The 7,200-nt window shown below is 60.3% G+C and carries 9 protein-coding genes; 7 read left to right on the forward strand and 2 right to left on the reverse strand.

What is annotated here, in order from left to right; genetic code table 11:
- From OXU43_07030 to OXU43_07040, 3 genes are all read left to right on the forward strand, one after another.
- Nucleotides 1-396: TonB-dependent receptor (locus tag OXU43_07030; protein MDD9824907.1), on the forward strand; the 396-nt coding region annotated here is incomplete at its 5' end.
- Nucleotides 397-476: 80 nt separating this feature from the next.
- Nucleotides 477-1,388 (forward strand): DNA adenine methylase, encoded by a 912-nt coding sequence (locus tag OXU43_07035; protein MDD9824908.1) that lies wholly within the window; start codon nt 477-479, stop codon nt 1,386-1,388.
- Nucleotides 1,385-2,299, forward strand: coding sequence for a NotI family restriction endonuclease (locus tag OXU43_07040; GenBank protein ID MDD9824909.1), 915 nt, complete (start codon nt 1,385-1,387; stop codon nt 2,297-2,299). The genes OXU43_07035 and OXU43_07040 overlap by 4 nt, the downstream gene beginning before the upstream one ends.
- Nucleotides 2,300-2,581: 282 nt before the next feature.
- On the opposite strand, the gene OXU43_07045 is transcribed toward OXU43_07040, so the two are convergent.
- Complete coding sequence (locus OXU43_07045) at nt 2,582-3,415, reverse strand: NUDIX domain-containing protein (protein ID MDD9824910.1); 834 nt, start codon at nt 3,413-3,415, stop codon at nt 2,582-2,584.
- A 45-nt stretch (nt 3,416-3,460) separates the two neighbouring features.
- Between OXU43_07045 and OXU43_07050 the strand changes: the two genes are divergently transcribed.
- On the forward strand, nt 3,461-3,943 hold the full coding sequence (locus tag OXU43_07050) for a hypothetical protein (protein ID MDD9824911.1): 483 nt from the start codon (nt 3,461-3,463) through the stop codon (nt 3,941-3,943).
- A gap of 134 nt (nt 3,944-4,077) precedes the next feature.
- On the opposite strand, the gene OXU43_07055 is transcribed toward OXU43_07050, so the two are convergent.
- Nucleotides 4,078-5,049, reverse strand: a complete 972-nt coding sequence (locus OXU43_07055) for a hypothetical protein (protein MDD9824912.1) — start codon at nt 5,047-5,049, stop codon at nt 4,078-4,080.
- A gap of 151 nt (nt 5,050-5,200) precedes the next feature.
- Here OXU43_07055 and OXU43_07060 point away from each other — a divergent pair, with 151 nt between their 5' ends.
- From OXU43_07060 to OXU43_07070, 3 genes are read left to right on the forward strand one after another with little or no spacing between them, the layout of a single operon-like run.
- Entirely contained in the window at nt 5,201-5,833 is a 633-nt protein-coding gene (locus tag OXU43_07060; GenBank protein MDD9824913.1) for a hypothetical protein, read from the forward strand.
- Nucleotides 5,834-5,884: 51 nt separating this feature from the next.
- On the forward strand, nt 5,885-6,223 hold the full coding sequence (locus OXU43_07065; protein ID MDD9824914.1) for a zinc ribbon domain-containing protein: 339 nt from the start codon (nt 5,885-5,887) through the stop codon (nt 6,221-6,223).
- Nucleotides 6,224-6,238: 15 nt separating this feature from the next.
- Nucleotides 6,239-7,051, forward strand: a complete 813-nt coding sequence (locus tag OXU43_07070) for a methyltransferase (GenBank protein ID MDD9824915.1) — start codon at nt 6,239-6,241, stop codon at nt 7,049-7,051.
- Nucleotides 7,052-7,200 lie beyond the last annotated feature (149 nt).

A 7,200-nucleotide genomic window follows, 5' to 3' on the forward strand; every position in this document is an offset into this window, starting at 1 on the left:
GGAGACCGCATCCCGGGCATCCCGCTGCATTCCATCAAGGGCCTGCTGGAGTTTGCGACACCGACCCGCATCAAGGATTCGGACACGCCGCCCACGATGCGGATCGGCGCCGAGTGGAGCTACAGTTCTTCCCGCTACCTGCGCGGCGACGAATCCAACGAGGACGATCCTTTGGGCGGCTACTTCCTCTTGAACCTGTACACCGAATACCGCCCCCTGCCCTCGGTCGGATTATTCCTGCGCATAGACAACGTGCTGGACAAAGAGTACGAGACCTTCGGCCTCTACGGAGAAGCCGACGAAGTTCCGGCCCTTGAAGCTCGCGACTACGGCAGCCGCTTCGTCTCCCCCGGCGCCCCCCGCGCCGGCTACCTGGGCATCCGCATCTCGATGTAGGAAAAACCAGAACATGGCCTTAGAGACCATGAAAATGCACGTGACGGCGCAATTCCGCTAAGTCGCCGCCGCCTTCTCGAATGCAATCCAAGCTTGCCTATAACATCGTCGCGCTGAAAGGCAAGAACGGGATTCCCATTTCGCCGATCCCGGCAGTCAACGTCGCTTCCGTGCCGCAGCGCAGCCCATTGCGTTATCCTGGCGGTAAAACCTGGCTGGTGCCTCATATCCGCGCCTGGCTTGGCTCTTTCGCGCAGCCGCCGCCACTGCTCGTAGAACCATTTGCCGGAGGCGGGATCGTATCGCTCACTGCGGTAATGGAGGGCTTGGCGGATCATTGCCTCATGACCGAGATAGATCATGACGTAGCGGCCTTTTGGCATGCCGTCATACACCACGGCCCCGCTCTTTGCGACAGAATTTTGCGCTTCCAACCTACACGTACCGCCGTGGAAGAGCTCTTGAACAGCACCCCGACCGACGTGCTGGAACACGGATTCCGCACCCTCGTACTCAACCGCACGCGCCGCGGCGGCATACTCGCCCCGGGGGCATCTCTGTCGCGTACCGGCGAAAACGGGAAAGGAATTGCATCGCGTTGGTATTCCTGGACTATCGTGCGGCGCATAAAAGCGATCGGAGCGCACGCCGACCGCATCCGTTTCTGCGAAACGGACGGACTCGCCTTCCTCAAGACCATTGTCGAGCTCTCCGACACCAAGATCGCAGCCTTCATTGACCCGCCATATACCGCAGGCGGCAAACGCGCCGGCCGGCGACTTTACGCGCACAACGACATTGACCATTCGCGCCTCTTCCAAATTCTTGCTGACAGCAACGCCGATTTCCTGATGACCTATGACCAGTCGCCCGAGATCCTGGCCCTCGTTCGCAGACACCGGTTCCATGCAGTCCAGGTGCTGATGAAGAACACGCATCACGCTCGGATACCAGAGATCGTTATCACGCCGAAACCCGTATTCGAACAGTGAGCCCGCAACGTCGCAATCCCGGCAAGCGTCCCGAGCGCTACGGAATTGCCGAATGGTATGGGCATGTTTTTACGGCACTTAGCGCCGCCGAGCGCCAGGATTTTGCGGCAAAAACTAAAAAGGGGAACAGGCCGCCGTGCCCATTCCAGGCCGGCAAACCGCCTTGCACCAAGGCTGGGGGCGTTTGCTCAATCCAACGCTACCGGAAAACGGGCCATGATCGAATTGGCGAGGCAGTCGGCGAGCCGGTAATTACCTGCCCTAAGCGCTTTGACGAGGAGTCATTGCTGGTCCGTTGGCTGGCGAAAATTGCCCAACTTGCCCCGAGGACCATAAAGGTTGCAAGAGAAGTGTCATTCATGCACGGCACCAGCACCGATAAGCCCGCGGGAAAAATAGACCTGGTTGTCGCAGGAAACAGCGATAATCAATTCAAGTGGTACGCGCTTGAAATTCAAGCCGTCTATGTTTCCGGCAAGGCCATGGGCACCTACTTCCAATCGCTTCTCAACGACGATTTCGCCGCACCTCCTTTTCCCGATGCAATCCGTCGCCCAGACTGGCGGTCATCGAGCGCCAAACGGCTCATGCCTCAGTTGCAAATCAAGGTGCCGACCATACGCCGCTGGGGTTCAAAAATCGCTGTCACAGTGGACCGTCCATTCTTCAAGGCCATCGGCGGGCCAAGCGACGAACCGAAGCAAGACCTTGGCGACGGCGACATCATCTGGCTTGTTCCTAAACTGCATCGCATTGGAAACCGGTTCAAGTTGCTCCGCGACCACTGGGAGATACTTACGCTTGAGGACTCCAGCGATAAACTTCTGGCATCCGAGACAATCTCACAACAACAATTCGTAAAAGTTCTGCGAAGCAAGTTGGAGCCTCTCGCTCCCAGATCGGCAACCTGACGAGTCGAAAAGTATGGGATGCTCTGATTAAAGCGGCAGCGCATAATTCCGCTATTCCTGCGAAAGCAGGAATCCAGCATAGAAAGCGCGCGCTTCGCGCTCCTTTTAAGGCAGGCGCGGGCCGCCAGGCGTCGCAATGTGCGCGTTCCGCGCTCTATTTGCACTGGATTCCTGCTTTCGCAGGAATGGCGAAGAGAAGATGCGCGCCGGGATATGTTTTAATCAGAGTATCCTATGGTCTTGCGTGCTTCCTTATGCGGGGAGAGGCTTTGCCTATTCCCCTTACAAGAGGCGCAAAGTGACATTGCGGGCATCTTTGAAGAGGCACTCCCGCAACAGTTCCACGGACCAGGGATCGGTGATCCTTTTGGCTTCCACGTCCCGCATGAGCTCGTCGGACTCGGTAAAACTGCCGCTCAGCGAAGCGCCGCTCTTTTCGAGGAACTCCGTCCTGTTGAGAACGATCACGATATCGTCTGTCTTTGCCCGCCATTCGTATGCAATCGCGGCGTGCTTTGCGGTACGCTCGCCTGCGTCCATATAGACGGCTCCTATGAGCCGCAGGTCGCCTGGACTTACGCTTAGTCTAAGCTCTTCCTGCAGCTCGCGCCTCGCGCACTGTATGATGGCATTCCCGTCGACGGCGTCTTCTTGGCGGACATGACCCCCGGCCCAGATAACGAATTTCCCGTGCAAGGGGTTTGCCGCGGACTTCTCTCTGCGCTGCAACTTGAGCACGGCGCCGGTTGCATTGCGAACGACGACTATAGGCAGAGCCTGAACGAGGCTGGGGTTCTCTTCCACATCCTTGCGCAACCCGAACTCTCCGGCATTTGTGAACAGGCCGGCCAGGGCGGATGCCTCCAGCGCATCCAGGCAAGGTCTCTTGGAGAACAACTCCTTGACCTTGTTTTTAGGAAGTACGAGTATCTCCTCCTTGATCTGCTCTTCGATCAGCGCCAATACGATGTCGGCCACGATTTCCACAGTTTTCTTCGGTTTGCCCCGCAGTTCCTTCGATGAAGTATTTATAGGGTAGAACCGAAAGTCATTCTCAAGCCGCTTCATGCAATCGCGATTGGAGCTATTGATTTGCTTGAGGACACTCTCGTTCATAATAGATCCTCCAGAGTCTCCGTTTTTTATTACCGGCAAATACCCTTGTTCCCGCTCTATGGCGTCTTTAGGAGCGGCCGTCATTACGAATACGGCGGAGAGCCTGTTTCGCCAGTCGTTAATGAGCAGGAATCGTTCTATGCTCTCTTTATCCGCGGGACTAATTCGCGCGAGCCGCTCCATCGTCGTTATCCAGCAGATAGAGTCAAATATGCCCCGGTCGAGGATAAGGATATCGGGATCGCCTGCCCCAGGAGGAACCTGGGTCTTTTCCAGGATTTGCGCCAGCGTGGTGCATGCGGTCCATACATTGAAATTCGCATGTTTTTTGTCACGAATGGGGCAGACGGAGGCCCGTTCCATGATGATTTCTGCACGGAACCCGCAACGATTCAGGAAGGAGCGCAGTTGGTTCAACGTACTGGTCTTGCCAGCCTTGGGAACGCCCGCGAATTCCAGTACGATTGGTTTTCTTGCGTCTTGCCTGAAACTTTTGGCGGCGCGCTCGGCCCGGTTTTGCAGTTCTGACTTCAGGAACATGCGCTCCTTTCGTTAATATCCGTGCGGCAACCTGCCGCATCGGCGAATTCGCTGCGCAAGCGGCGGGCAGGCAGAAATTCGAAGTCGCTCTTGTAAAGGCCAATATCCATGACCATTCATGGCTACTGGCCGGCGCCCTGGAACGCCGCGCTCAGATCGAAGGCCGTGATCTTGTTCTCCAGCATCTCGGGCAGGATCAGCCGATCGGTGGCGGGGAAAAAGGCGATGTCCGCCGCCCCCTTGGGGAAACTCATCAGCCGCTCTGCCTTGCCGCCGGCGATGCGATAAACGAGACCCGCGACCCAGTCGGTGACGATATACCCGCCCCGGCCATCGGCCTCGAGGCCATCCAGGTTGCCCAGCGATTCGCCCATGAGATCGGTGCGCTCGCCCGTGTTCAGGTCCAGCGCGAACACCCGGCCGGGCATTTCGGTGCTGAAATCTTCCCGAATGCCGGGCCCCCAGGAGGCAACGATCAGCCTGTTCCCCTGCACCAGCAAGCCGTTGGGATGCTCAACCACGCCGCCCTCGGCGAAGACGGACAGACGGCCGTCGTCGTAGCGGTGGATATGGCCGGTCAGCATATCCGAGACATAGACCGAGCCGTCTTCGCCGCAGGCGACATCGTTGAGAAACTTCGCGCCCGGGACCGCAACCTCATGAACGGTCTCGCCGGTGGCGATGCGAATGCCCAACAGGCGGTCTATATCCGAAACCCACAGCGTGCCCCCGTGGCTGCGCATGCCCTTGGGCGCGCTCAGCCCGGTAACCCACTTAAGCTCCAGGATTTCGCCGGCGACGTTCATTTTCGATATAAAGCCGTCGCCGTCTTTGGCGCCGGCGCCGCCCGCGCCCATCTGGGATACGAACAGCAGTCCGGAATCCTCGTCGTAGTAGGCACTCTCCGGCGCCTGCACTCCCTCGGCCTGGCCGACGCTCCAGACGGCAGGATAGGAAGAATCCCCGGAATCCCCGGCATATGCGGCAACGGCGCAACAGCAGAGCAGCGCCGCGCCCAAGGTGCGACCCAGGACGCTACCCAGGGCGCGACAAGGCATCGCGGCGAATATTGCAACGTGTGTTCTGGCAGTCATGGCTTACCCCCTTTGCAATCGTGTTTCAAATGACGAACGGCTATTATAATGCGCCCATGCCTCTATGACAGCGGGCCCGCGCAACGCAATCGCAATGCAATGCAATGGGGCCCGGGGGCGGACGGCGAATTGCGGCATGGAATCCCCGCGCATGACAGACAAAATCGTATGGAGCGGGCGGCTGCTGGGGGTGCAACCCCGCATCCGTCTGCTGCGCTCTTTCGACCAGTGGCACCATGCCTACCTGGGCTACTGCCTGTTCCTGGAAGGCAGCGTCGGGATGCGACAGGAGCGGTTCTCGGTGGGCGTGGGCGCCAAGGCCCATCAAAAACACGGCTTCCGGGCCGGCATGGACGTCAAAGGCAAAGCGGCGCCCGTGCAGCGCCAGGAGACCGAGCCGGTGCAGATGTACAAGGCGAGCGGCATCCTGGCCGCCGCCACTCCGGCGATTGACACCGCCGGGGAGGGGCCGCCCTGGCTGGGGGTGCCGCCGGAACTGCCGGCCTACAGGGCGCGCGGGCACCGGCGGCTCGACCCGTGCACGTACCGGAGCGCGTGCGCCCGCTGCATGTGGGGCTGCCGAATGCCGGTGGAAATCACTCTGGACCATTGGAACCCCAGCAAAAAGAAATACCGCTTCGAGACCTTTTGCTACGGCCCGAAATCCTGCCCCGCGTACCGGGCCGGGAAATGCCGGACGGTGCCGGGCAGAAAGGGGATGGTATGGGAGGAAGAAGACTGGGTGGACGAGCAAATGACGGCACACCGGGGAGAGGACGAGTAGCGGGCCGCGGCCTTTTGCTATAATGGCCTTCGTAGCGCGAGGATGCCGACGATGCCGATTTACCAGTACTACTGCAAAAGCAACGGGCGCAAGGTGAGCGTGTTCCATCCCATGGCGGTGGAGTTAAAGGACTGGGGCGAACTCTGCTACGTGGCCCAGCTCTCCCTGGACGACACCGACCCCGCCGCACCGGTAGTACGGCAGATAGGAACGCCATACGTCCATGTCGCGACGGGCCCCAGCCAGTTAAAGGAACTGGGCTTCACCAAGCTGGTGCGCAGGGACGCCGGCGTATATGAGAACGTCACCGCCTTGGACGGCGAGAGCCGCTATTTCAAGGCCGGCAAAAAGGCCACCGCACCGCATCTGCACAAAAAGATCCGCGACTGAAACCGGGAGGACCCCATGACGAAACGAGACACCCTATCCTTGCTGTTGCCCCTGCTGCTGTGGACCGCAGTCCCGTCCGCAACATTCGCGCAAGATCTGGAGGCGGCGCTGGCCGGCGCCCACCGGTCGCCGGAGCACGTCGCCCGCGACCGCTACCGCCACCCGGCGGAAACCCTGCGTTTCTTCGGCCTGCGGGCGGACATGCAGGTGCTGGAGGTCGCGCCCGGCGGCGGCTGGTACACCGAAGTGCTGGCGCCGTTCCTGGCACAGAAGGGGAAACTGACGGTCGCCAGTTTCGGGATCGAACACCGGAACGATTACCTGGCCGGCATCCACCGCGATTACGCCGCCAAGCTGGCCACCGACCCCGACACCTACGGCCGCGTGCACATGGTCTCGCCGTTCCAGAAGCCCACGTACCTGGAACAGGTGGACAGCGATTCCATGGACATGGTGCTGACCTTCCGCAACACCCACAACTGGATCCGCGACGAAGTGGCCCGGAGCGTTTACCAGGCCTGCTTCCGCGTACTGCGGCCGGGGGGCATCCTGGGCGTCGTGCAGCACCGGGCGCCGCCCGGCGCCGATGTGCCGGCCAGCGTCAAACAGGGCTACGTGCCGGAAGAATACGTAGTGCAGTTGGCCGAGGAGGCCGGCTTTCGCTTGCAGGCCCGCTCGGAGGTCAACGCCAACCCGCGGGACACCCGCGACCATCCCAAGGGAGTATGGACCCTGCCCCCCACCCTGCGCCTGAAAGAGCAGGACCGCGACAAGTACCTTGCGATCGGCGAGAGCGACCGCATGACCCTGAAGTTCGTCAAGCCATAGGCGCCCGCAGCCCGCGAACAAGCGAACGCGACAACACGGGGACAGTCCGAGGAGACGAGTACGAACCCTACCCCTTCGCCGCCCCGCCCGCCATGGCGGAGGCGCATACGCCGGCTGGGCAATAACGAAACGCTAAATTTAGTCAACGG

It is taken from the genome of Gammaproteobacteria bacterium (genome assembly GCA_028817255.1).
Classification (GTDB): domain Bacteria; phylum Pseudomonadota; class Gammaproteobacteria; order Porifericomitales; family Porifericomitaceae; genus Porifericomes; species Porifericomes azotivorans.